We start from the raw sequence: 23,298 nt of genomic DNA on the forward strand, positions 1-23,298 counted from the left end.
TGGCGCCGAGCAGGGGCCGCGCACGAGGGGAGCGTGAAGCGAGCGATACCGCTCGGATGGAGGCACGCAGCGCCATCAGAGAGCATCCCGGAGGCGCGGGACCCACCCAAGGCCCTTGTGCCGGCCGGCCGGCGAAGGACGCTGGCCGGCCAGCGTGCCCCGTCACGAGGCGCTCGGCGACGAGCAAATCCGCGACGCCCGCCCGGGCGCCCGACGGGTTGCATCCAATCGACTCAGGACCGACACTCGGGGCGCCCCTGACGAAGGAGGGTATCTCATGGGTTATCGCAATCTCAGCCCCCAGGCGATGGTCAATATCTCGGGCCCCTGGCTCGATCCGGAGCAGGACCGAAAGGCCTTCACGTCGTTACCGCTGCTCGCGCCGCTCCTGCCCGCGGTCGAGGAGGCGCACGGCCGGATCCTGACGACGCAGCGGCTCGGCTCCAGCCTGCAACAGCAGTTGAAGGCGCTCATGGAGAAGGCCCTCGCGCTCGACGCGACCCACGATCGCAAGCTCCGCGGGGCGTACAACTACCTCGGCGCGCTCGCCGAGATGACCGACGACCCCGCGTTCGCGGCCGCGCTCCTCGACCTGCGCGATCGGCTCATGCCGTCGGGGCTCAAGGCCATCTCGCGGAGCTACGGCGATCAGGCGGGCGACGCCAAGCTGCTCCGGTCGCGGCTCGACGACGCCTCGGAGAAGCTGCTCAAGAAGCTGAAGACGCCCGAAGGGCCGCTCGCGCAGGTCGTGGAGGCCTGGGTCGCGGCCGCGCTCGAGATCGAGAAGGTGGAGGCGCAGCGCGAGCAGCTCGCGCTGAGCGCCCCGGCGCACACCGACGGGGCCACGCCGCGCGAGGTGCTGAACGCCCGCAACGCCTGGATCCGCGTGGTCCGGGCCGTCGAGACGAACCTCGCCCTCGAGAAGGCGGCGACAGGAGAGATCGCCGAGCGCCTCCTGGGTCGGCTCCGCCGCGAGTCCGCCCGGGCCGACCGGCGCGGTCGCAAGGGCAGCGCCGAAGGCGCGGCCGCCCCCGCGCCGGCCGACGATGCCGCGCCGCCCGGCGACGCCGGCGACGACGACGATCCCTTCGACGGCGCCTGAGCCGGCGCTCCCGAGCCCAACACCGCCTCCGCCACCCGATCATCCCCGAAGCCGGACGACGTTCCTCGACGACATGTCGGAACCCTCCGGGCGCGCGGCGCAAGCCAGCTTGCTCGATCCGCCGCCCTCCACCCCACGGAAGTAAGGCATCTTCCTTCCATCGCCGCCTGCCGGCCGATGGGCGGTGGTTCACTCGCGCGAAAGGGCTGCCGGGAGGCCATCCACGTGAGGAACCTTACGCCAAGGCGCCGCCGACCGGCGATACCTGGTGAGAGTACTTACATCAAAGCGCCGCCGGCCGGCGATCTCTCGTAAGGCCACTCACGTCGAACCGCCGCCGGGCGGCGATTTCCGCCAGTTGACTTGCGCCGAGCGCCGCCGGGCGGCGATTCCGAGTAAGACATCTTACTTCGTGACGCCGCCGGGCGGCGATCAGCCGAAGCGGTAGTGCTTGCGCACCGGGGAGCGGACCTCCCAGGTGCAGCTCAGCCCGGCGGGGAACGTCACGAGGTCACCCGCCTGGATGCGCACCGGCGCGCCGCCGCCGCCCGCGGGCGTCACGATCACGTCGCCCTCGAGCACGTAGCAGGTCTCCGGCTCGTCGTAGTGCCAGGGGAAGGTCGACACCTCCTTCGTCCAGATCGGCCAGCCGCGCGCCCCGAGCTTCGCGAGCTGCTCCTCCGACGGACCGTGCTCCAGCTTGATCTCCATGGCTCCTCGTCCTCGCTCGACGTGCCTCCCGGCCCGCCCCCGCGGCACCCTCCGCCGCGGTCGCGGCCGATGCTAGAACGACGATCGCGTCGATCGAGCGAGAAATGAACCGCCAAGGCGCCGAGGACGCCAAGAAGGAGACAACCTCTTGGCGTCCTTGGCGCCTTGGCGGTTCGACGTTCTGCTCGTTTCAGGCGGGTTCAACGCGTTGGTTGCTCTGACAGCCCGGCGCGTCCCCGCGGCACAGGTCGCGCGTCTCGCGCGCGAGCGCCTCGAGCCGCTCGAGGCTCGCGAGCAGCGCCCCCGCGCCCTGGCCGGGGGCGGCGAGCGCCGCCTCCACCCGGTCGGCGAAGCCCTCGGGGCAGCGCGGGAGCGCCCGCGTCCTCTGCAGCGAGCCCTTCTCGTTCGAGAGGTAGCGCTCGTTCAGCGCGAACAGCACCTGCACGAGGCACGCGGCGGCGCGGAACAGGCAGCCGCTCACGTAGAGCACGTCGCCGCGCCCGGCGGCCTTCCGCGCCGTGTCGATCGCGAAGCCGGCCTCCCACAGGAACCTGTCGATCAGCGCCCGCCGCAGCAGCGGCGGGTACGGCACGACGAGCGCCTTGAGCGAGGCCAGCGCGCCCTCCGGGTCGACGAGCGGCAGGCCGTCGTGGACCTCGGCCAGGTAGATGGATCCGAGGAAGCCGTGCGGGTGCCCGGGCTGGTAGTCGCACGCCACCTGCCCCGCGCGGCACGCCTCGATCACGCGGCGCACGCGGCCGAGATCGCGGTAGAGCCAGTCGACCCGGCGCCCCTCGATCTCAAGCCACGCGCCCCCGTTGATCCACGGTCCCCACGCGCCGAGCGGCGTCACGGCCGCCTCGGGGCCGCCCCCGTGGAGCTCCCGCGCGAGCGCCGCCACGGCGTCCGCGGGGCCGCTCGCGCAGAGCTCCCGCGCGAGCGCGCGCAGCGCCGGCAGATCGGGCGGGCGCTCCGGCTCGTAGTAGATGCCCAGATCGATGTCCGAGTCGGGGTGGCCCTCCCCCCGGGCGCGCGAGCCGCCCAGCGCGACCGCCGTCACGCCCGGGATCGCGCCGAGCCGCGCCGCCACGCGCGACGCCACGTCGAGTGCCTCGTCCACGCCGCCTCCTGCGAATCCGCCGCCCGCGCCGACGGTACCACGACGCCAGCATGACGGCGCGAGCGGACGCTCGGACAGGAACGCGCCGCGCGCCCCGCAGCCATGCTTTCTTGGCGTCCCTGGCGCCCTGGCGGTCCCCGAAGCACCGCACCCTCGGCCAAAGTACCGCACGACCCGCCGCCCCGCCCCGTTCGCTGTGCCCGACGCCGCCGTTCTGCTAAACGGCACCGCGTGCCCGACCTGATCGTCCATCCGGCCGAGCGTCCGCTCCTCGGGAGCGTGCCGGTCCCTGCGGACAAGAGCATCGCCCACCGGGCGCTCCTCGTGGCTGGGCTCGCCACCGGCCGGAGCCGCATCCAGGGCGGCGCGCTGGGCGGCGACCTCCGATCGACCATCGGCGCGCTGCGCGCCCTGGGCGTCCGCGTGGACGAGCCGTCGCCGGGCGAGCTCGTCGTCGAGGGCGCCGGGCTCTCCGGCCTCCGCGCCCCCGACGGCCCCATCGACTGCGGCAACTCCGGGACGACGATGCGGCTCCTGTCCGGCATCCTCGCCGCCCAGCGCTTCCACGCGCGCCTCGTCGGCGACGCGTCGCTCTCGCGCCGCCCCATGGAGCGCGTCGCGAGGCCGCTCCGGCTCCGCGGCGGGCGCATCGAGGGGCAGCTCGACCCGCGCACGATCGGCGAGATCACCGCCCCGCTCGACGTCGGGCCGCTCCCCGAGCCGCACGTGCTCTCCTCCATCGAATACGAGCTCCCCGCCCCGTGCGACCAGGTGAAGAGCGCCCTCCTGCTCTCCGGCCTCTTCGCCGACGGCCCCACCTTCGTGCGCGAGCCGATCGTCTCGCGCGACCACACGGAGCGCCTGCTCACCGCGCTCGACGTGCCGGTCAGCTCGGTCGGCGCGATGGTCTGCCTCGACGCGCTCCGCTTCTCCGGCGCGCTGCCCGCGTTCGACCTCGACGTGCCCGGCGACCTCTCCGCCGCCGCGTTCCTCCTGGCCGCAGCGCACATCGTGCCGGGCAGCCGCGTGACGGCGCGGCGCGTGAGCCTCAACCCGACCCGCGCCGGCCTCCTGGAGGTGCTCCGCGACATGGACAGCGCCGTCGCCGTCGAGATCAAGGGCGACGCCCTGGGCGAGCCGACCGGCGACCTGCACGTCGCCTCCAGCGCCGGCCTCCGCGGCGGGCGCGCCGGCGGCGAGCTCGCCGCGCGCGCCATCGACGACCTGCCGGTCCTGCTCGCCCTCGGCGCGCGGGCGCGCGGCGTCACCGAGGTGTTCGACGCCGGCGAGCTGCGCGCGCAGGAGACCGACAGGATCGCGGCCATGGCGTCCGTGCTCGGCGCCTTCGGCCTGCGCTGCGAGCAGCGCGCCGACGGGCTCCTCGTCGAGGGAAGGCCCGACGGCCCGCTCGACGCGGCGGACGTCGACAGCTTCGGCGACCACCGCATCGCGATGACGGCCGCCGTGCTCGGGCTGGCGTCGCGCGCGCCGACGCGCGTGCGCGACGCGGGCTGCATCGCGACGAGCTTCCCCCTCTTCGTCGGGACGCTGCGCGCCCTGGGCGCGCGCATCGAGATCGACAGCGCCCGCGCGGCGTGAGCGCGCGCGGGCGAGCGAGGGAGCGAGGGATCCGGTGACCGAGGAGGAGCGCAGGTGACGGAACGGCAGAGACACGATGACCCGCGCCACCTCGCGGCCGCGGGCGAGCCCCGGCGGCTGCGCGTCGCCATCGACGGGCCGGCCGGCGCCGGCAAGGGCACCGTCGCGCGGGGGCTCGCCGAGCGGCTCGGCTACCTCCTCGTCGACACCGGCGCGCTCTACCGCGCCGTCGCGCTCGCGGTCCACCGCGTGGGCCTGTCGTGGGACGAGACCGGCGCGATCGGCGCGCTCGCCGAGGACCTCGCCAGCGGCGGGCGCATCGCGCTGGAGCGGTGCGAGCCCGGCGCGCCCGCCTCCCCGGACAGCAGCGCGCCGCCGCCGGTCGACGCCCCGGCCCAGTCGAGCGTCGGGGGCAGCGGCATGCGGGTGCTGCTCGACGGCGAGGACGTCTCCAGCGCGATCCGCGCGCCCGAGATCAGCCTCGGCGCGAGCCGCGTCTCGGCCGTCCCCGCGGTGCGCAAGGCGCTGCTCGCCATGCAGCGGCAGGCCGGCGCGGTCGGCGGCGTCGTGCTCGAGGGGCGCGACATCGGCACCGTCGTGTTCCCCGACGCCGAGGTGAAGTTCTTCCTCACCGCGCCCGCCGAGATCCGCGCCAAGCGGCGCTACGACGAGCTCGTCGCGCGCGGCATGGCCGTCAGCTTCGAGGCGACGCTCGCCGACGTGCTCCGCCGCGACAGGGCCGACAGCGAGCGCGCCGTCGCGCCGCTGCGCAAGGCCGACGACGCGCTCCTCGTGGACTCCGGCCACCGGAGCCCGCAGGAGATCATCGACGAGATGGCGACCCTCGTGGAGATCCGTGCGCGCGGCGGCTGACGTCCGCGCATCCGTCGTCGCCGCTGCCGCCCTCGCCGGCCTCGCCCTGATCGCGCTCGCGCTCCCGGGGTGCGGGGACGCCGCGCCGGGGCTCGCCGGCGAGCGCGGCGCGAAGCTCCCCGCCGGCCCGCGGATCGTCCGGCGCATCGAGCCGGCCGATCTCATCCCGGCCGATCTCGATCTCGTGGTGCGCGTCGACGTCGCCCGCATGCGCGCCGGCCTCGGCCAGGCGGCCGCGGAGGCGCTCGCGCGGCGCGCGCTCGACGAGGCGCCCGACGCGCTGCTGGAGAGCGCGCTCCGGCGCGCCGACGTCGTCTGGCTCGGCCTGCGGCTCGCCGATCTCGAGGAGGGCGACCGCGTCGTCGTCGTGGAGGGCCCGATGGCCGGGCTCACGCCCGATCCCGACCGCTGGGAGCCCGCGCCCTCGGCGCAGGGCGGCGTCTCCGTCTTCGACCGCCGCGGCGGCGCGACCCCGCGCGGGGACACGGCGCGGATCGTCGCGCTCGAGGGCCGCGCCGTCGCGCTCGTGTCCGCCGTCGAGGCGAGCAGCGTCGCGCGCGTCCTCCGCGACGGCCCCGACGCGCGCCGCGGCGACCCGGCCGCCGAGGGGATCGTGAGCCTCGACCTGCGCGCGCGCCGGCTGCCCCCCGCCCTCGAGCGGCGCTTCCCGTCGATCGGCGCGCTCGTCGCCGGCGTCGAGCGCGTCCGCGCCGTCGCGTCCCTCGACGACGACGGCGTGCGCCTCGACGCGGAGATCGTCGGCGTCGACGCGGCCGGCGCCGGGCGCGCGCGCCGCTTCCTCGAGGTGCTCCGCGACAACGTCGCGGACGCGCGCCACGTCGACCTCATGAAGGCGCTCTCGATCGAGCAGGTGGAGCGCGCCGTGCGGCTCCGCTGGCTCCTCCCCGCGCCCCTCGTGCTCTCCCTGCTCTCCCGGGGCTCCCCCGGCTGAACCGATGCCCGACACCCTGATCGAAGACAACGAGCCGATCCGCCCCACCGTGACCGACGACGCCGCCGCGCCCGCGCCGGCGCCCGCGGAAGGCCCCGCGGCGCCGCGCGCCGGGCAGCCCGGGGACCGCCCCCCCGGCGACGGCCCGCCCGCCGCGCCGCCGCGCTCGCGCGGCGCGAAGGCCGCCGCGTGCCTCGTGGCGGCGATCGCGCTCCTCGCGCTGCTCGCCGGCGCCGCGCTCGGCGTCTACTTCTTCTTCTGGCGCTACGAGCCGACGGCCCGGCGCCACATCCCGGGCGACGCGAACATCGTCGTCCGCCTCGAGGCCGCCGAGCTCGCGCTCTTCGGCCCCGTGCGCCAGCACTTCCTCCCGCTGCTCGACGAGGCGGCGTCGGACGCGCCGCGCGCGTCGCGCAAGGCGCGCATCGAGGCGGCGACCGGCGTCGATTTCCCCTCGGACCTGCGCGAGATCGTGATCGCGTCGACCGACGCCGCGAGCTGGGTCGCGCTCGCGGGCGGGCGCATCCCGAAGGGCCGGTTCGTCGCCGGCCTGGAGAAGGTCGCGCGCGACGAGGGCTGGACGGGCCTCCGCCGCGAGGGCGAGCTCCTCGTCTTCTCCGACGGGCCGCGGCCGCGCGCCGTGATCGGCCAGGCCGACGACGGCACGCTCGTCCTCGGCACGGACGTCGAGATCGTGAACGCCGCGCTGCCCGCGTCGGACGAGTGGCAGCGCCTCGATCTCCCCGAGCAGGGCGCTGTCACGTTCGCGCTCACGGGCGCCGCCTGGTCCGGCGCCGCCGGCGCGGTCTCCTCCGTGCTGCCGCGCGCCGCGGCGCTGTTCCGGCGCATCGATCACGCCTCGGGCACCCTCACCCTCGGCGCCGAGCCCGCGCTCGCCATGCGCCTTTCGCCCGCCGCGGGCGAGGCCGCGGCGGCGCTCGCCTCGGACGCCCAGGCGCTCCTCGGCAGCCTCAAGCTCACCCTCGCGGTGCTCCCCGACGTCGCCGGCGCCAAGGCCGCGCTCGAGGGAGCCCAGGCCGCCGCGCAGGGCGATCGCGTCGAGCTCCGCGCGAGCTGGCCCTACGAGGGCCTCGATCGCGCCTGCGCAGACCTGGCACAGCGCGCCCGCGCCCTGCGCGACGCGGCCGGGAACGCGCCACCCGCGGCGCCCTGAGGATCGCGCCGCTTTGAGCCGGCGGGCTCTTCATTTCTACGGCAAGCGACAAAAACCGACCGTGGCTCGGTCGTTGCATTGACAGAGGCCCCTCCTCAGACTACAGGCTCGCCTCTCCCGAGGGGCCGGGTGCAACGGTACGCGTGTGCCTGCTCCTCCGTCGCTCGTGCGTGGCACCAAGGGTCCACGCCTACGCCCGCAGCGGCGAATCCCAGGGAAGGAAAGGAAACAAGAACGAACAACATGACTAGTAACATCCAGATGGAGGCAGGCTCGTCCGGGGCGAGCATGGAGAGCTTTGCCGCGCTCTTCGAACAGAGCGTGGAGGGGGGCGATTTCGCGCGTGAAGGAGAGATCATCTCCGGCACCGTGGTCGCAGTGAACCGCGACTCCGTCGTGGTCGACATCGGCGGCAAGAGCGAGGGCGTCATCGCGCTCCGCGAGTTCGCGGACGCCGCGGGCCAGTCCGTCGTCAAGGCGGGCGACAAGGTCGACGTCTACATCGAGAGCCGCGAGAACGACGACGGCCTCGTCACCTTGTCGAAGGAGAAGGCCGACAAGATGAAGGTCTGGGATGAGATCTCGAACGCCTGCGAGGCGGACGAGCTCATCGAGGGCACGATCAGCCAGCGCGTGAAGGGCGGCCTCTCGGTCACCATCCGCGGCGGCGTGAAGGCCTTCCTCCCGGGCTCTCAGGTCGATCTCCGCCCGATCCGCAACTTGGACAAGCTGATCGGCCAGACCTACAAGTTCAAGGTCATCAAGTTCAACAAGAAGCGCGGCAACATCGTCCTTTCGCGGCGCGTGCTCCTCGAGCGCGAGCGCGACGAGATGAAGGCCAAGACGCTCGAGACGTTGACGGAAGGGATGACCGTCAAGGGGACCATCAAGAACATCACCGAGTACGGCGCCTTCGTCGACCTCGGCGGCATCGATGGCCTCCTGCACATCACGGACATGTCGTGGGGCCGCGTGAACCACCCGAGCGAGGTGTTCCAGGTCGGCGACGAGGTCCTCGTGAAGGTCCTCAAGTACAACGCCGACACCGAGCGCGTCTCGCTGGGCCTCAAGCAGACCCAGGAGGACCCGTGGAACCACGCCGAGGAGGCGTACCCCGCGGGCAAGAAGGTGCGCGGCAAGGTCATGTCGATCACCGACTACGGCGCGTTCGTCGAGCTGGAGCCGGGCGTCGAGGGCCTCATCCACGTCAGCGAGATGAGCTGGACCAAGAAGGTCAAGCACCCGTCGAAGCTGCTCGAGGTGGGCCAGGAGCTCGAGTGCCAGGTGCTCGAGGTCGACGCGCGCGCGAAGCGCATCAGCCTCGGTCTCAAGCAGCTCGAGCCCGATCCGTGGATGCTCTTCACGGACAAGTACCACCCCGGCGACAAGATCGCGGGCAAGGTCCGGTCCCTCACCGACTACGGCGTGTTCGTCGGGATCGAGGAGGGCGTCGACGGCATGGTCCACAAGAGCGATCTCTCGTGGTCGGTGCGCGTCAACAACCCGAGCGACCTGTACCACAAGGGCGACGACGTCGAGGCGATCATCCTCTCGATCAACCACGACGAGAAGAAGGTCTCCCTCGGCATCAAGCAGCTCTGGGACGACCCGTGGCCGACGATGCTGACGGAGTACCCGCCCGGCCGCGTCATCGACGACGCCCAGGTGGTGAGCATCGTGGACTACGGCGTGTTCGTGCGGCTGCGCGAGGGCGTCGAGGGCCTCATCTCGCAGAGCGACGTGCAGGAGCCCGAGGAGGGCAAGCTGAAGGTCGGCGACAAGGTGAAGGCCGAGATCTCCTCGCTCGACACGGTCGACCGCCGGCTGTTCCTGACGATGAAGAACATCGGCATGGAGCGCCCCGCGCCGGTCCGGCAGCAGCAGCAGAAGCGCAAGGACGACGACGACAAGCCGGTGGCCGGCACGATCGGCGATCTCATCAAGGAGAAGTTCGGCGGGAAGCTGGACCTGAAGTGACGTCGCCCGGCGCGCGGCCCCTCTGAAGGCCGCGCGCCAGGCGCTCACGCCGCCGCGTCAGGTGCGGCGGGCCGCGGGCGCCCCGGTACCCCGGCTCGCCGTGTGGACCCGATGTGACCGAAGTGAAAGAGGCGAGGCCCTCCCCAGGGCCTCGCCTCTTGCTTTTCGAGCGACGCCGCGGACGATCCGGCGATGAGGAGCTTCCTTTCACGCGCCGCCCTCGCGGCGCCGGTCCTCGCCGCCGCGGCCCTCGCCGCGCCGCCCGCCCGGGCCGACGCCCCCCTCCCCCGCGCCACGGGTGCGCCCCTCCGCGCCACGGGTGCGCCCCTCCGCGCCGCCGGTGCGCCCCCCCGCGCCACGGGTGCGCCCCTCCGCGCCGCCGGTGCGCCCCTCCGCGCCGCTGGAGCGCCCCTCCGCGCCGCCGGCGCGCCGCCCTGGCTCGGGTCCGCGGCGCAGCCGCTCACGCGCGGCGTCGATCCGTGGTTCGGCGATGACAAGGCGCGCCATCTCTGCGCGTCAATCGCGCTCGCCGGCGGCGGGTACGCGCTCGGCGCGCTCGCGAGCGACGACATTCGCACGCGGATCGCGGTGGGGGCGGCGATCGCGCTCGGCGCCGGGCTGGCCAAGGAGGCCTACGACGCCGCCGGGAACGGCACCCCCTCGTTCCGCGACCTCGTCTGGGACGCGCTCGGGACGACCGCCGGGCTTGGCCTCTCGGTCTGGTTCGATCTCGCGGCAACACCGTTCCCGCTCTGAGCGGTGATCCCGCGCGCGCGGCCGCCGTGCTAGCGTCTCCGCGACATGGGTAACCCCCTGTGGGCGCCCTGGCGCATCGAGTACATCCTTGCGCCGAAGGGCCAGGCCGACTGCATCTTCTGCGGCATCCCCCGCGCCTCCGAGCAAGAACAGCGCGACCGGCTGGTCGTTGCCGCGACCGACCGCGCGTTCGTCATGCTCAACCGCTACCCGTTCGCGTCCGGGCACCTGCTCGTCGTCCCGCACGCGCACGTCGCCTCGCTCGACGCGCTCGAACCGGCCGACCACGAGGCGCTCTTCCGCCTCGTGCGCGAGTCGACGACCCGCCTGCGCGCCGCGCTCAGGTGCGAGGGCATGAACGTCGGGATCAACCTCGGCACCGCGGCGGGCGCCGGCATCGCCGAGCACCTGCACGTCCACATCGTCCCGCGCTGGCCCGGCGACACGAACTTCATGCCGGTGCTCGCCGACGTGCGCGTGGTCCCGCAGGCGCTCGAGGCGACGCGCGACCACCTGCTGGGCTTCTTCGCCGACCTCCCCGCGCCGCTCATCGACGGCGACGCCGCGGGCGCGTCCGGGCGCCGCGAGGCCCCGTGAGCGCTGGCGTCTCGCGGCGCACCGTGTTCCTGACCGTCAGCGCCGTCCTCACGGCGGCGCTGCTCGTCGTCTCCCACGCGGTGCTGCTCCCGTTCGTGCTCGGGCTCGTCGTGGCCTACGTGCTCACGCCGTCGGTCGTCCGGCTCGAGCGCGCGCGCGTCCCGCGGTGGGCGGCGATCCTCATCGTCTACGCCGTCGCGATCTCGGGGATCGCGAGCTTCTTCGCGCTCAGCGTCCCGCGCCTCGTCGCCGAGGGGAAGGCGCTGACCGTCGAGGCGCCGCGGCTCGCCGCGCGGCTGCGCGAGGAGCACCTGCCCGCCCTCGACGAGCGGCTCCGCCGCTGGTCGGGCCACGACCTCGCGCCGGCCCCCGAGGCCGAGCCGGCGCGGGAGCCCGACGAGATCACCGCGCTGCCGCCCGAGGCCATCGCGCTGCCCCGCGAGGACGACGGCGATCGCCCGCCCGTCCGCATCACGCCGGGGCCGGACGGCTCGTTCGACGTGCGCTTCGCCGACGACATCGAGGTCCGGGAGACGGGCGACGGCGTCTGGCAGATCGCGCACGGGCGCCCGAAGCACCCGCTCTCCAGCGCGAACATGCTCCAGGAGGCCTACGAGAAGGCGGCCGAGTACCTGAAGGAGAACTCGCTCACGGTCCTCAGGATCGGCCAGGCCATCGCGACGGCCATCTCGCGCGGCATCTTCAACCTGTTCATGACGCTGATGCTCGGCGGGTACATCATCCTGACCCACGAGAAGATCCTGCGCTTCTTCCGCGAGCTCTGGCACCCGAGCTCGCGCGACTCGTTCGACCGCTTCCTCCGCCGGCTCGACCGCGCGCTCTCCGGCGTCGTCCGCGGGCAGCTGCTCATCTGCCTCGTCAACGGCGTCCTCTCCGCGATCGGCTTCTGGCTCTTCGACCTCAAGTACTGGCCGATCCTCTCGGTGATCGCGGGCGTGATGTCGCTGATCCCGATCTTCGGATCGATCCTGAGCTCGATCCCGGCGGTCGTCATCGGCCTCACGCAGTCGTTCGGCACGGCGGTCGGCGTGCTCGCGTGGATCGTGGGCATCCACCAGCTCGAGGCGAACTTCCTGAACCCGAAGATCATCGGCGACTCCGCGAAGATCCACCCGGTGCTCGTGGTGCTCGCGCTGCTCATCGGCGAGCACTTCTTCCAGATCACCGGCGCGCTCTTCGCCGTGCCGTGCCTCGCCATCGCGCAGACCATCTTCCTCCACTTCCGCGAGTCCACGCTCGGCCTCTCCGACCCGACGGCCTCGGTCCCGCCGCAGCGCGGCGCGCCGCTCGTCACGCCGTCGATCGAGCCGCTGCCGCCGCTGCACGGCTTCGAGACCGTGCGGCCGGCGTCCACCCCGATCCCCGGCTCCGGGGGGGAGCCGGGCGCGCGCGCGGGCGACCCCGGCCCCGCCGCGGGCTAGCGCCGGCGCCGGCCGCGCGTCGCTGCGCCGAGCTGGAGCGCGCGCTGGCCGCTCCCTCCCAGGCCGGCTATGAGACCCGGCGCCCCGCGGAGCGGGAAACCACGCCAGATCCACGACCTCGATGAAGACCCCCGGCAAACCCACCACCCCGAAGAAGCAGAGCCCCAAGCAGCAACGCGAGCAGGCCATCGCGGCGCTCCGCAGCGGAAAGCCGCCGGCCGACCCGCTCGCCCAGCTCAAGCCGCGCGCGCTCGCCCTCCGCGTCGGCATCCCGGCGCTCATCGTCTGGGCCATCGCCCTGGCCATCCCGGGGGTCTGGCCGAAGGTGGTCGCGGGCGTCCTGACGGTCGTCGTCGGGGGCGTCCTCCTCTGGGCGCTGCGCTTCGCGACCCGGTCGCGCGCCGTCGCGCAGATCGTGCAGACCGCCGACAGCGCCGAGGCCCGCAAGGACGCGATCGCGAAGCTCGACACGGAGTTCAAGAAGGACGACACGGCCGCGACCTTCGCCAAGGCGCAGCTCCAGATGCAGGAGGACCCGCGGGCCGCGCTCCGGACGCTGGAGACCATCAACCTCGACAAGGTGATGGCCCCGATGGCCGACGAGGCGCGCGCCCAGCGCGGCATGATCCACCTCATCCTGAGCGAGACCGACGAGGCGCGGGCGCTCGTCGACAAGATCGACATGACCCGCCACAAGGAGCCGAAGATCCGCGCCATGATGGCCGCCATCGTCGGCGAGGCGTGGGCCCGGACGGGCCAGGCGACGAAGGCGGTCGAGCTGCTCGAGACCTTCGACCCGAACGACGAGGCGTTCGCCGAGCTCAAGCCGCAGCTGCTCCGCTCGCGGGCGTTCGCCTACGCGTGGGCGAACAACACGAAGCAGATGAAGAACACGCTGCGGAGCCTGAGCGCGATGAACCCGCAGTACCTGAGCGGCTTCGTGACGCGGAAGAAGAGCCCCATGGGCGTCCCGCCGCGCGGCGTCCACCCGATGCTCGAGAAGGAAGCGTTCGAGATGCTGATGCGCTCCGGCGCCGTCCCGCGCAAGATGCAGCAGGTGAGGCGCGGCTGATCGGCGGCCGGGCGGGGCCTGCCGCGCCGCGCCCTGTCGTGCAGCGCCTCCATCGCGCCGCCGTCGTGACGCCCCGCCGGCCGCTCGCCCGGCGGGGCGCGGCGCCCTTGACGAGCGGCGCGCCGAGCAGCTCAGATGCCGGCCCTGATGAGAGGGACCGCGCTGATCTACAGCTCGCACAGCCGCTGCAACGTCATCCACAACGACCACATCGCGCAGCGCGCGCTCGCGGGGCAGGACAACAAGCGCATCCTGTTCCTGCCGATGTCGGAGGCGCCCCGCGACGGCAACGAGCTGGAGCGCCAGGAGTTCGCGTACGGCAACTTCCGCTGGTTCTTCCAGTTCTACGAGCGGTTCGGCCTCGAGCACGTGCCGTTCTACTGGACGAGCAGCCTGCGCAAGGAGGACGTCGACCTCCTCTGGCAAACCCTCGCGACGTCCGAGGTGGTGATCCTCGGCGGCGGCTACAGCGCGACCGGGCTCTGGCGCTACAAGCAGCTCGGCGCCCAGTTCGACGGCGAGCCCGGCAAGTTCGGGCGGATCCTGCACGAGCGCCGGCAGCGGGGCCTGCTCACGGTCGGCTTCTCCGCCGGGGCAGATCAGCTCTGCCAGCACCTCTTCCGACGGGTGTGGGACAGCCCGGGCGACAACGACGCGTTCGGCCTCGCGCGCAACACGCTGGTGACGCTCCACCACGAGCCGAGCCGCAACGGCGATCTCTGGCACGCGGCGCGGCGCATGCCCCACTGCCTCGTCTTCGGGCTGCCGAACGACTCCGGGCTGAACGTGGACTGGGGTGTGCTGCCGTCCGGCAACCTCTGGCAGGTCTACGAGCTCATCATCGACACGTCCTGGGACGACCCGGCCGACGCGCTCCACGTCAAGACGCGGCAGGGCGCGCTCATCGACCACTTCGACAACACGGGCCGCCACTGGGCGTTCCACGGCGGGGATCACCTCGTGCGGATCACGTCGCAGGACGGCCGCCACGACCGGATCTGGATGACCGCCGGCGGGCAGCTCCTCGACTACTGGACGCGCGAGCCGACCGGGCACCGGTCGATCGGCGACATCCTCGCGAGCCACTGATCCGGCTGCCGGGGCGGTGAGGTCCGCGGCCGCTCCGGCGGCGGCGCTCCGGTGGGTCCGCGGCGGGCCGTGCGACAAAAGGACGCAGCGGGCCGGCATTGACGTCGCGGGGCAGGCGCCGCATCGATCGGTGGCCCGTGCCCGCGCGCTCGTGCACCTTCTGCAGCATCGTTCGGGGCGAAACGCCGGCGTTCGTCGTGCTCGACGCGCCGGATGTCATGGCGTTTCTCGACAACCGCCCGCTCTTCCCCGGCCACTGCCTCCTCGTCCCGCGCGACCACCACGAGGTGCTCACCGATCTGCCGGCCGCGCTGGTCGGCCCGCTCTTCACGACAGCGCAGCGCCTCGCGCGCGCCGTGGAGTCGGCGCTCTCTGCAGACGGCTTCTTCGTCGCGATCAACAACCGCGTGAGCCAGAGCGTCCCCCACCTCCATGTCCATGTGGTCCCGCGCCGTCAGAGGGACGGCCTCAAGGGGTTCTTCTGGCCTCGTTACAAATATTCCGGTGAGCAGGAGATGCACGACGTGCGTGACACCATCGTGACGGCATTGGCCGCTGGTTGATTCTCGCGTGCACAGCGGTTATCTCGCCTGGGCCCCGCGGACTCAGCCGCCGTGCGTCCCTGCTCGATGGTGCATTTTGCCACAAGCCGCGTCTGCCCCGATCTTGTTGCGGGACACACTAGCGGCCCTGCCAGGTTGAGGAATATACTGCGTTCCCTCCTGGTTCGAGCGACCGACGAACTCTTCAATCCCCGCAAGCTGATGGTCCTTCGGTCATTTTTCCCCCGGATTGCGCTGCTCTTCGCGCTGATCCTCGCGCCGCTTACCGTGGCATGGGGGAACATCACCGTTGTTGAAACGCGGAACAGCGATGTTTCGGGGACGTTTCGAGGCGGGGCCGTCGAGATCGATCACGCCGATCTCGAGGTGCTGCAGCCGTCGCATCGGGGAGCGACCTTTCGTGCGCGCGCGATACAGCGGGCGGCGATGGACAACGAGGTGCTGCCTCGAGTCACCCTCGTCGCCGACCTCCGACCCGCCCGCCTCGCGTCCCCGGTCCCTCGCCCTCCTCTCCGTCGCCCTCCACCACGCTTTCTGAATTGATCGGTCAGCTCCGGGATCGCGGCGTTCGCTGCGAGCCCGGAGGAGCCGGAAAGGGTGGTGTTCATGGCAATGACCGCGCCGAGCGCGCGGCAACGGAGAGGGTTTGTTCAATGCAGAAGCTAGTGACCGGGTTGCACAAGTTCCACACCGAGGTGTGCCGCACGCATCAGGATCTCTTCAAGAGCCTGGCGCGGGGCCAGCGCCCCGAGGCGCTGTTCATCACGTGCTCGGACAGCCGGATCAACCCGAACCTCATCACGCAGACGGAGCCGGGCGACATCTTCATCGTCCGCAACGTGGGCAACATCGTGCCCCCTTACGGCGCGAGCAACGGCAGCGAGGCGGCGGCGATCGAGTTCGCTGTCGCGCACCTCGAGGTCAAGCACATCATCGTGTGCGGTCACACGCACTGCGGTGCGATGCGCGGGCTCCTCGACCCCGCGGGCGTCGAGCCGCTGCCGGCGGTCAAGGGGTGGCTCCAGCACGCCGAGCTGACGCGCCGGATCGTGCAGGAGAACTACCCCCACATCGAGGGGGAGGATCGGCTGACGATCACGGTGGAGGAGAACGTCCTCGCCCAGATCGAGAACCTCAGGACGCACCCGACGGTCCGGGCGCGGCTCGCCCGCGGCGAGCTGTGCCTCTATGCGTGGGTCTTCAAGATCGAGACCGGGCAGGTCTTTCAATTCGAGGCATCGAGCGGTCAATACACGCCGATCGGGGAGGCGGCGCCGCCGTCGGCGCTCCCCGAGACAGCGGCCTTCCGGCGGAGCGCCTGACAGGCACTGACCCAGGACTTCACTCGAAAAGAGGAGCCGTTCGATGCAACTCGATAATGTGATCAGCCCAGGCACCGGGCCGGGACAAACAGGGCCGGGTCAAGCAGACGCCCGCACCCAGATCCCGGACGTCCCCAACAACGCGACAGCGGTCCCGGGGGCGCCGCCCGCCGAGAGCGCGCCGCCGCTCGACCCGCGACTCACCGCAAACCTCAAGTACGATATCCCCGCCGGCGTCGTCGTCTTCCTCGTCGCGCTGCCGCTCTGCCTCGGCATCGCGCTCGCGTCGGGGGCACCCCTGCTGTCGGGCATCGTCGCCGGCATCGTGGGCGGGCTCGTCATCCCGCTCGTGAGCCGCGCCCCGCTCAGCGTGAGCGGCCCGGCCGCCGGCCTCGCGGCCATCGTGCTCGCGGGCATCACCAGCCTGCAGAGCTTCCAGGCCTTCGCGATGGCCGTCGTGATCGGCGGCGTCCTGCAGCTCGCGCTCGGGTTGCTGAAGGCCGGCGCGATCAGCCACTTCTTCCCCTCCTCGGTCATCAAGGGGATGCTCGCGGCCATCGGCGTCCTGCTCATCCTGAAGCAGCTCCCCCACGCCATCGGCTACGACAAGGACAACTTCGCCTCGGAGTCGTTCGCGGCCGAGGGCGGCAACACCTTCACGATGCTGGCGCAGGCGCCGCAGGCGCTCGAGTGGGGCGCGTTCATCCTCAGCGCCATCTGCCTCGTCATCCTCGTCGGCTGGGAGAAGTCGCGCCTCGCGAAGATCTCCTGGCTGCCCGCGCCGCTCGCCGCCGTGCTCGTCGCGACGCTCGGCAACGAGCTGTTCAAGGTGGCGATCCCGTCGCTCGCCCTCGATCAGAAGCACCTCGTGACGCTGCCCACGGGCGACCTGCTCAGCGCCCTCCAGCTCCCGGACTGGTCCGCGATCGCGCGGCCCGAGGTCTGGGTGCTCGGCGTGACGCTCGCGATCGTGGCCAGCCTCGAGACGCTGCTCAACCTGGAGGCGGTCGACCGGATCGATCCGTGGCAACGCAAGTCGCCGCCCAACCGGGAGCTCGTCGCGCAGGGGCTCGCCAACATGGTCTCCGGGTTCGCGGGCGGGCTCCCTGTCACGTCGGTCATCGTCCGCAGCAGCGCCAACACGAACGCCGGCGCGCGGACGCGGGTCTCCGCGTTCACGCACGGCGCGCTGCTGCTGCTCGCCGTCGTGTTCGCCGCGGGGCTGCTCTCGCACATCCCGCTCGCGTGCCTCGCGACCATCCTGCTCGTGACCGGCTACAAGCTCGCCAAGCCCAAGATCTTCGCGGAGATGCACAAGCTCGGGTGGAACCACTTCATCCCGTTCGTCGTGACGATCGTGGCCATCGTGCTGACCGATCTCCTGAAGGGCATCGCGATCGGCCTGGCGGTCGGCGTCCTGTTCGTGCTGAGGACGCAGATGTCCCGCGTGTTCGACGTGATCCACGAGGGGGCGCGCGTGACCATCCGGTTCAACAAGGCGGCCTACTTCTTCACCCAGGGCAAGCTCGTCTCGCTCTTCGAGCGGCTGCCGAGCGACTCGCACGTGATCGTCGACGCCCAGGGCGCATCCTACGTCGATCACGACGTCGCGGAGCTCATCCGGCGCTTCCAGCAGACAGCGCAGCGGCGGAACATCCGCGTCGACGTCCTCGGCCTGTAGGCCCCGACCGACGAGCGGGGCGCGAATTTGCCCCCGGCGCCCCGCTCGAGCGACGCTTACCGGATGCGTCCTGCTCTCGACGTCCCCGGCACGACAGGCTGCGTCCCCCTCCTCCACCGACAGCTCCTTCCCTCCTCGGTCTGAACATGGCCGCTGGATTCACCGGCGGATGGCGCTCGCGCGCCGCGCGCAGGGGCGGACGCTCGGGCGCAGGCCTCGCCCACGTCGGAAGCGCCCCGACCCCGCCGCGCCTCGACGAGATCGCGCGGAGGCCGCTCTGCCTGCTCCAGGGCTATGGCGGCCTCCACCATGCGTGTGGCGACCTGTACTTCCCGCGCTCGGTCGATCAGCTCAGGGCGCTGTTCCGCATGGCGAAGCAGACGGGGCGCAGGGTCACGTTCCGCGCCGGGGCCCAGTCGTTCGACGGCCAGGCGCTGAACGACGACGTCGTGATCTCGATGATCCGCTTCGAGTCCATCGAGGTCGACGAGGAGCGAGCGCAGGTGACCGTGGGCGCGGGCGCCACGTGGGGCGCCATCGCCCGCGAGCTCGCCGCCCACGGCTTCGTGCCGTACACGGCGGTGTCGACGAGCTATGCCACCGCGGGGGGCACGGTCTCGGGGGGCTGCCTCTCCCGCTTCTCGGGCACCGCCGGCAAGGAGGGGAGCTACGTCGAGCGGCTGACGCTCCTCACGCTCGACGGGCAGCTCCTCACGTTGAGCCGCGACGAGCCGACGAGCGCGCTGTTCCACGCGGTGATCGGCGGTCTCGGCTACCTCGGCGCCGTGATCGACATCACCTACCGCGTCGCGCGCGTCGCCCCGCCCGGGACGCCGATCCGGGTGGTGACGCAGGCGACGCGCTGCGCGTCGTTCGAGGAGCTCGCCGAGGCGCTCCTGCCGCCGCCCGAGCTGCTCTTGCCGGCGGAGGGAGGCACCGCCGAGGAGGCCGGGTGGATCCCCGAGGCGCTCTTCTCGGTCGCCTTCCAGACCCTCGAGGGGAGCAGGAGCATGGTCCTCCGGTCGCGGTACGTCGCCGGGACGTCGCACGCGCTGCGCCCGCTGCTGACCCATCGCCCCCGGCACCCGCTCCGCGTGCCGATCGAGTGGCTGATGCGCGCCTCCGTCGTGAGCCGCGCCGTCTGGACGATCATCGACCGCTTCATCTTCGACGTCACGCGTCCGTACGTCGATGATCTCATGGGCTACATGTTCTTCATGGACGGCAACGTCCTGGCGAAGCGCATCGCCCAGGGCCTCGGGATGCGCATGTTCACGGTGCAGCAGTCCTTCATGATCCCGTACGACGCGGGCGCCCGGGAGGAGAGCCTGCGCCGGCTCGCCGATTTCCTGCGCAAGATCGACGAGATCGCGGCGCGGGACGGGATCCCGCCGATCATGGTCGACGTGCTCCACATCCAGGGAGACCGGTTTCTCCTGTCGGCAAACCACGGGACCGACGGGTTCGCTGTGACGCTGGCGTTCGAGGCCTGGGATGAAGACAGCGTGTGCCGTATCCGCCTGCGGCTCAGCGAGCTGAGCGCGCACACCCTCGAGCTCGGCGGCCGGGTCTATCTGGTGAAGAACGTCTACGCGACGCCGGAGCAACTCGAGGCGATGTACGCGCACGCGCTCCCGGAGTTCGTCCGTCTGAAGCAGCTCGTCGATCCCGACGGGCTCCTGCGCAACGAGTTCCTGGAGCGGGTGTTCCCCGCGCACTTCCGTCCGGCGCCACGGCTCGCCCGCCGGTGAGCACGGCGCGCCGGGAGCGCGGACGCCTTCCCGGATCTCCGGTGGTTGGGATCTTGCAGCTGTGCAGGCCGAGGCCGGGGGGCCATGAAAGGCAGTCAGCAGCGAATACAACCTCTCCGGGCGCGCGGCGCGTACGGGTGGGCACGGCGGCTGTCCGGCGTGCTCACCCTGGCGGTCGCCGCGTGCCGCGGCGACGGCTCGCGCGCCGAGGCCACGCCGCAGGGCGCCGCCGCGCCGCAGGGCGCCGCCGCGCCGCAGGGCGCCGCCGCGCCGCAGGGCGCCGCCGCGCCGGCGAGCCCGGCGCAGACCGCGATCGCAGCAAATCGGCCGGGGCCCGCGACGCCCATGACGTCTGTCCCGGCCCCGTGGTACCTCACGCTCCAGCCGACCTCGGGTCCTGGCGTGAGGATCGCGAGCATGGATATCCGCAGCTTCACGGCGCCGCTGCTGGAGCCAGGCGACGTCATCCTCGCTGTCGACGGGCGGCCCGTCCACTCGACGGAAGGGCTGGAGGGATCTCTGACCGCCTACGCGCCCGGAGAGATGGTTGTGCTCACCGTGCTGCGCAGCGAGACCACCATCAACTACGCGATGCTCCAGGTGCCGGACGGCGGCGCGCCGCCACCCCCGCCGGCCGGCGGCGCGGGGCACGCCGGGCCAGCAAACGGCGGCTGATCGCCGCCACGGCGGTCGCCGCCCGGGGGCGCATCATCGCTGTCGCGGCGCATCCGCTCGATCGGGCTTCTTCGCGCCGCCTCGCCTCCCGCGGAGGAACTCGAACGCTCGATCGACCTGATCGTCGGTCATCGCGTGTCCCGCGCGCGGCTTGCCGAGCGCCTTCGAGGGCCAGTTCAGCCTGCGGAGCATCCTGGCGAGCGCCACCTGATCCCGGTGCGCCGGGTCCTTGCCGCCCCAGCCGACGAACAGGGGCACGCGCCGCTTCGCCCGCGCGCCGGCGCGCTCCAGGTAGCGGGCGCCGGAGCCGCCGGCGAACGCCGCGTAGCCGTCGACCGGGAGCCGACCGCGCATCGCCAGCGACGTGGCGTAATACGCGCCGTTCGAGAAGCCGAACACGAAGACCCGCTCGAAGCGCCCGCCCGCGCGCCGCTCGAGCTCCGCGCGCGCGGCGTCCCACTGGGCGAGCAGCGCGTCCTCGTGGGCCGCTTGCGCGGCCGTGGCCGTGGGCCAGCACCACCAGTCTTCCATCGTCCTGGGCCCGATCCCGCGCCGTCCGCGCGGCATCATCACGGCGACGCCGTGCCGGGCGCCGACGCGCGCCGCGGCCCGCTGCTGCGCCCACTGCCACCCGGAATCGGGCTGAACGACGCCGTGCAGGAAGATCACGAGCACGCGCGGGCCCGGCGCTTCCTTCGCCGGCAGGGAGGCGCACACCTCGCCGGGCAGCGACGCGAGCTCGGGCGCGCACCACCTGGCCGCCGCCGGCGCGTCGGAGGCCGCCGGCGCGGGCTGCGGGGGCGCCGGCGCGTCAGGTGCCGCCGGCGGGCCTGCGGGTGCATCCGCCGGGCGCGCGCTCGCCTCGTCGCCCCCGGCCCAGGCGGGCGCGCCCGCGCCGAGGAGCGCGGCCAGGGACAGCCCCATCGCGAGCGAGCGCATACGCGCGCAGTACCATTTCCGCGCTGCCGCCGGAAAGCGCGACCGTGCCCGTCTCTCTTCTCGCGCCCACGGCCGTCAGCGCCGCAGGCCGTCAGAACCGCACCTCGACGCCCGAGCCCGACGCGCCCAGCCAGGGCCCCACGCCTCCCGTCTGGGGCGCGCTCGGCGCCGGCTCGTCGAGCAGCAGGTACAGCCCGAGGCCCACGGTCGCGAGGCCGACGCCGCCGAGGACATCGCCGATGATCCCCTTCGCGCGGGCAGCGCTCGCGTCCGAGCCGGCGCTCGTGGGCGCGGAGCCCGCCTGCTTCAAGCCGGAGAGGCCGAGCACCGCGCCGCCCGTGAAGAACGCGCCGCCCACGCCCATGACGACGATCGGGAGCGCGCCGCGCGACGAGGCGCTGGAGCTGTCGGCCTCCGCCGACAGGCCGCCCCCGGCGGCCGGTGTCCGCGCGGCCGACGCTGCGCTGCGCACCAGCGCGATCGGGACCTCCACCGCGCCGCCCGCGGCGACGGTGAACCGGGCGGCGGTGGAGCGGAAGCCCGGGGCGCTCGCGACCACCTCGTGAGCGCCCGGATCCAGCGCGATGGCCCGGCCAGGCGCCCCGCGCACCGGTTTGCCGTCGACGAGCAGCGTGAGCCCGTCCACCTTGCCGGGCCGGACGGCGATCGTCGCGCGGCCGACGCGCCTCTCGAGCGCGGCGACCGCCTCCCGCGCCGGCCCGACATAGGGCGCGGTCGCCGGCGTGGACGGCTCGGCCAGGAACGCGCGGAAGCTCGCGAGCGCGTCGGCGAGGTGCCCGAGCTCCTTCTGCGCGACGCCGAGGCTGTAGTGCGTGAGGGGCGCGGGCTTGATCTCGAGCGACCGGGAGTACAGCGCTCGCGCCTCCTCCCAGCGCCCCTCTCTGGCCAGCTTCGCCCCCTGGACGAACAGCACGCGCGCCGACTCGACGTCGCCCGGACCCTGCGCGAAGGCGGAGGAGGGGGACGCGGCCGCGAGCAACGCCACGAGGAGGAAGGCGCCCATCGGCCGGGCTCGAGCAGCAGAGCGGGCCATCACCGACACTCTCCATGCTGGCAGTCCGTGCCTTCCGGGCACCGGTTGCCGCAAGCGCCGCAGTGATTGTCGTTGCTCCGCAGGTTCGTCTCGCAATGGTGCGCGGGATCCCCGTCGCAATCGGCGAAATGACCATGGCAGATCGCGCCGCTGCCAGAGCTGCTGCTCCCGCCTTCGCCCTCCTCGCCGGGGCCGCCGGGGCCGCCGGGGCCGCCCGGGCCGCCGGGGCCGCCCGGGCCGCCGGCGCCGCTCCCGCCGCCGGTCGCGCTCTCGCTGCCGCCGCTGCCGGCGCTGCTGCTGCCGGCGCTGCTGCTGCTGCCGGCGCCCTCGCCCCCGCCGCTCGTCGCGCTCCCGCCGCTCGTCGCGCTCCCGCCGCCGCTCCCGCTGGTGCTCGCGCTGGTGCTGGCGCCCTCGCCGCCGCCGCTGCTCGCGCTGGTGCTGGCGCTCGCGCCGCTCCCGCTGCTCGTGCTGCTCGCCGCGCCCGCGCCGCCGGCGCCGCTCCCGCTCATCGCGCTCTCGCCGCCAGCGCCGCTCCCGCTCGTCGCGCTCTCGCTGCCGCCGCTCGTCGCGCCCTCGCCGCCAGCGCTTCCGCTGCTCCCGCTGGCGCTCTCGCCCCCGCCGCTGCCGGCGCTGATCCTGTTGAGATCGCCGCCGCCGCTGCCGTCTCCGGCGTGCTCCTCACCCCCGGTGTCCTCCGTCTCATCGGGCTTGTCGGACAGCTCGGCGCCGATCAGCGCCGAGCAACCCCCCGGCCCGAGCGCCGCCGCGGCGAGCGCGAGGAGGAGGAGGAGCAGATCGCGAGATCCGCGGACGGAGCGAGACGTCACCCCAGATTTGCGCATGACCACC

Annotated in this window: 22 protein-coding genes; 16 read left to right on the top strand and 6 right to left on the bottom strand. The window is 73.0% G+C overall.

Annotation, left to right across the window (positions count from 1 at the left end; translation table 11 throughout):
* The first annotated feature begins 277 nt into the window (after positions 1–277).
* Positions 278–1,102 (top strand): hypothetical protein, encoded by an 825-nt coding sequence (locus WMF24_RS35420; protein WP_437731869.1) that lies wholly within the window; start codon positions 278–280, stop codon positions 1,100–1,102.
* A 432-nt stretch (positions 1,103–1,534) separates the two neighbouring features.
* Here the strand turns inward: WMF24_RS35420 and WMF24_RS35425 are convergent, their stop codons facing one another.
* Both WMF24_RS35425 and WMF24_RS35430 read right to left on the bottom strand, forming a co-directional pair.
* Positions 1,535–1,813, bottom strand: coding sequence for a cupin domain-containing protein (locus tag WMF24_RS35425; protein ID WP_437731870.1), 279 nt, complete (start codon positions 1,811–1,813; stop codon positions 1,535–1,537).
* 190 nt (positions 1,814–2,003) lie between these two features.
* A complete protein-coding gene (locus tag WMF24_RS35430; protein ID WP_437731871.1) occupies positions 2,004–2,933 on the bottom strand; it encodes a nucleotidyltransferase family protein in 930 nt (309 codons plus the stop codon).
* Positions 2,934–3,164: 231 nt separating this feature from the next.
* Between WMF24_RS35430 and aroA the strand changes: the two genes are divergently transcribed.
* The 11 genes from aroA to WMF24_RS35485 all read left to right on the top strand — a co-directional run bounded on the left by aroA (position 3,165) and on the right by WMF24_RS35485 (position 15,027).
* On the top strand, positions 3,165–4,532 hold the full coding sequence (aroA, locus tag WMF24_RS35435; RefSeq protein ID WP_437731872.1) for a 3-phosphoshikimate 1-carboxyvinyltransferase: 1,368 nt from the start codon (positions 3,165–3,167) through the stop codon (positions 4,530–4,532).
* Positions 4,533–4,586: 54 nt separating this feature from the next.
* A complete protein-coding gene (gene cmk, locus WMF24_RS35440; RefSeq protein ID WP_437731873.1) occupies positions 4,587–5,405 on the top strand; it encodes a (d)CMP kinase in 819 nt (272 codons plus the stop codon).
* Positions 5,389–6,357, top strand: a complete 969-nt coding sequence (locus WMF24_RS35445; RefSeq protein ID WP_437731874.1) for a hypothetical protein — start codon at positions 5,389–5,391, stop codon at positions 6,355–6,357. Before cmk ends, WMF24_RS35445 begins: the two co-directional genes overlap by 17 nt.
* A gap of 4 nt (positions 6,358–6,361) precedes the next feature.
* A complete protein-coding gene (locus tag WMF24_RS35450) occupies positions 6,362–7,531 on the top strand; it encodes a hypothetical protein (RefSeq protein ID WP_437731875.1) in 1,170 nt (389 codons plus the stop codon).
* A gap of 129 nt (positions 7,532–7,660) precedes the next feature.
* Entirely contained in the window at positions 7,661–9,508 is a 1,848-nt protein-coding gene (locus WMF24_RS35455) for a 30S ribosomal protein S1 (RefSeq protein ID WP_437731876.1), read from the top strand.
* Between the two features lie 192 nt (positions 9,509–9,700).
* Positions 9,701–10,264 (top strand): hypothetical protein, encoded by a 564-nt coding sequence (locus tag WMF24_RS35460; RefSeq protein WP_437731877.1) that lies wholly within the window; start codon positions 9,701–9,703, stop codon positions 10,262–10,264.
* A 45-nt stretch (positions 10,265–10,309) separates the two neighbouring features.
* Entirely contained in the window at positions 10,310–10,861 is a 552-nt protein-coding gene (locus WMF24_RS35465; protein ID WP_437731878.1) for an HIT family protein, read from the top strand.
* Positions 10,858–12,303: an AI-2E family transporter gene (locus WMF24_RS35470; RefSeq protein ID WP_437731879.1), complete on the top strand. Its 1,446-nt coding sequence runs from the start codon at positions 10,858–10,860 to the stop codon at positions 12,301–12,303. Before WMF24_RS35465 ends, WMF24_RS35470 begins: the two co-directional genes overlap by 4 nt.
* Before the next feature lie 121 nt (positions 12,304–12,424).
* Positions 12,425–13,375 (top strand): hypothetical protein, encoded by a 951-nt coding sequence (locus WMF24_RS35475; protein WP_437731880.1) that lies wholly within the window; start codon positions 12,425–12,427, stop codon positions 13,373–13,375.
* A gap of 147 nt (positions 13,376–13,522) precedes the next feature.
* A complete protein-coding gene (locus WMF24_RS35480) occupies positions 13,523–14,464 on the top strand; it encodes a hypothetical protein (protein WP_437731881.1) in 942 nt (313 codons plus the stop codon).
* A gap of 137 nt (positions 14,465–14,601) precedes the next feature.
* The gene (locus WMF24_RS35485; RefSeq protein ID WP_437731882.1) at positions 14,602–15,027 is read left to right on the top strand and encodes an HIT family protein; all 426 of its coding nucleotides are present in this window, start codon (positions 14,602–14,604) and stop codon (positions 15,025–15,027) included.
* Between the two features lie 213 nt (positions 15,028–15,240).
* Here the strand turns inward: WMF24_RS35485 and WMF24_RS35490 are convergent, their stop codons facing one another.
* Positions 15,241–15,411, bottom strand: coding sequence for a hypothetical protein (locus WMF24_RS35490; protein ID WP_437731883.1), 171 nt, complete (start codon positions 15,409–15,411; stop codon positions 15,241–15,243).
* 269 nt (positions 15,412–15,680) lie between these two features.
* Here WMF24_RS35490 and WMF24_RS35495 point away from each other — a divergent pair, with 269 nt between their 5' ends.
* The 4 genes from WMF24_RS35495 to WMF24_RS35510 all read left to right on the top strand — a co-directional run bounded on the left by WMF24_RS35495 (position 15,681) and on the right by WMF24_RS35510 (position 20,456).
* Positions 15,681–16,349 carry a carbonic anhydrase gene (locus WMF24_RS35495; protein WP_437731884.1) on the top strand — a complete coding sequence of 223 codons (669 nt, stop codon included), beginning with the start codon at positions 15,681–15,683 and terminating at the stop codon, positions 16,347–16,349.
* Between the two features lie 43 nt (positions 16,350–16,392).
* Positions 16,393–18,030: a SulP family inorganic anion transporter gene (locus WMF24_RS35500; RefSeq protein ID WP_437731885.1), complete on the top strand. Its 1,638-nt coding sequence runs from the start codon at positions 16,393–16,395 to the stop codon at positions 18,028–18,030.
* Positions 18,031–18,176: 146 nt separating this feature from the next.
* Positions 18,177–19,781, top strand: coding sequence for an FAD-binding protein (locus WMF24_RS35505; protein ID WP_437731886.1), 1,605 nt, complete (start codon positions 18,177–18,179; stop codon positions 19,779–19,781).
* A gap of 159 nt (positions 19,782–19,940) precedes the next feature.
* On the top strand, positions 19,941–20,456 hold the full coding sequence (locus tag WMF24_RS35510) for a PDZ domain-containing protein (RefSeq protein WP_437731887.1): 516 nt from the start codon (positions 19,941–19,943) through the stop codon (positions 20,454–20,456).
* A 33-nt stretch (positions 20,457–20,489) separates the two neighbouring features.
* On the opposite strand, the gene WMF24_RS35515 is transcribed toward WMF24_RS35510, so the two are convergent.
* The 3 genes from WMF24_RS35515 to WMF24_RS35525 form a co-directional block, all read right to left on the bottom strand.
* The gene (locus WMF24_RS35515) at positions 20,490–21,395 is read right to left on the bottom strand and encodes an alpha/beta hydrolase (protein WP_437731888.1); all 906 of its coding nucleotides are present in this window, start codon (positions 21,393–21,395) and stop codon (positions 20,490–20,492) included.
* A gap of 91 nt (positions 21,396–21,486) precedes the next feature.
* Entirely contained in the window at positions 21,487–22,419 is a 933-nt protein-coding gene (locus WMF24_RS35520) for a tetratricopeptide repeat protein (RefSeq protein WP_437731889.1), read from the bottom strand.
* A 29-nt stretch (positions 22,420–22,448) separates the two neighbouring features.
* Positions 22,449–23,291, bottom strand: coding sequence for a hypothetical protein (locus WMF24_RS35525; RefSeq protein ID WP_437731890.1), 843 nt, complete (start codon positions 23,289–23,291; stop codon positions 22,449–22,451).
* Positions 23,292–23,298: the final 7 nt, after the last annotated feature.

The organism is Sorangium sp. So ce1335, from assembly GCF_051521615.1.
Lineage (GTDB): Bacteria > Myxococcota_A > Polyangia > Polyangiales > Polyangiaceae > Sorangium.